Source organism: Paraburkholderia humisilvae (assembly GCF_902859855.1).
GTDB classification, from domain to species: domain Bacteria; phylum Pseudomonadota; class Gammaproteobacteria; order Burkholderiales; family Burkholderiaceae; genus Paraburkholderia; species Paraburkholderia humisilvae.
The window spans coordinates 1-779 of the sequence record NZ_CADIKH010000433.1; the positions used below are offsets into that span (position 1 = coordinate 1).

Here is a 779-nt window from a genome sequence, read left to right on the forward strand (position 1 = left end):
GGGTGGTCGATGCCGACCTGCAAAGTTATTTTGACTCGATTCCACACCTACCCCTTCTTGCGAGAGTGGCCGGGCGAATTGCGGACAGCCGGGTCCTGGAACTCATCCAGTATTTCCTCAAGCAAGACATCATGGAAGACATGACGCGTTGGACGCCGACCTCCGGCAGTCCTCAAGGGGCGGTCGTTAGCCCCCTGTTGGCAAATCTGTACCTGCACGAGCTTGACGTGGAAATGCGCCAGGCAGGGCTGGTCATGGTGCGCTACGCGGACGACGCCGTGGTGTTATGCCGCACACGTGAGGAAGCGGAAGCTGCGCTCACTCGCATGCGGGCTTGGGTTGATGCGCACGGCTTGAAACTGCATCCCGACAAAACCCACGTTGGGGACTGTCGGCTGGAGGGTCGTGGGTTTGAGTTTCTGGGTTACCGGTTCGAGGCGGGCCAACGTTGGGTGCGCAAGAAGAGCCTCATGGGGCTGCGGGATAAAATCCGGACCCAGACCAGGCGTAACCGGGGTGACTCGATCGAGAACATCATTGCCTCGATCAATCCACTCCTTCGTGGCTGGTTTGGCTATTTCCAGCACGCCCACCGCTACACCTTCCCGTCCGTCGACGGCTTCGTTCGTCGTCGTCTGCGAGCGATCCTGCGCCGACAGCTTCATCGTCCGGGTCAGGGCCGATGCCTTCGCGATCACACCCGATGGCCAAATGCCTTCTTCGCTAATCTTGGGCTATTCACGATGTCCGAGGCCCTTCAATTGGCGCGCCAATCCCGA

1 protein-coding gene is annotated in these 779 nt (G+C 59.8%); it reads left to right on the plus strand.

Annotation, left to right across the window (positions count from 1 at the left end):
* Positions 1–779: reverse transcriptase domain-containing protein (locus HV796_RS42930; RefSeq protein ID WP_246356414.1), on the plus strand; the 779-nt coding region annotated here is incomplete at both ends.